This is a genomic window from Acinetobacter sp. AL9, assembly GCF_041464035.1.
GTDB lineage: Bacteria > Pseudomonadota > Gammaproteobacteria > Pseudomonadales > Moraxellaceae > Acinetobacter > Acinetobacter towneri.
Genome location: NZ_JAYFSK010000231.1, coordinates 1 through 267 on the forward strand (window position 1 = coordinate 1; position 267 = coordinate 267).

The 267-nt window shown below is 50.2% G+C and carries 1 protein-coding gene; it reads right to left on the reverse strand.

Annotated features, from left to right (window positions below):
* Positions 1-267 (reverse strand): transposase (locus tag ACEO2X_RS14460; RefSeq protein ID WP_371972205.1); only part of this gene is annotated, 267 nt, incomplete at both ends.

Here is a 267-nt window from a genome sequence, read left to right on the forward strand (position 1 = left end):
GCATGATGGTGACCGGTGTTTCATCTGCATGCAGCACCTGCTGTTGTAGTACCACCTCTTTTAAGGCATTGGCCAGAGGCTCCAGTTCTACACCGCAGCGACCTATCCAGTCAGATAACGTTGATCTGGATAAATCAATACCCGCCCGCTGATAGATCAGACGTTGACGGTACAGCGGCAAATGATCGGCATACTTCGATACCAGCACATGGCTGAGCAATTCAGGTGAAGCAATGCCTTTATCAATCACATAGGCGGGCATCGCTT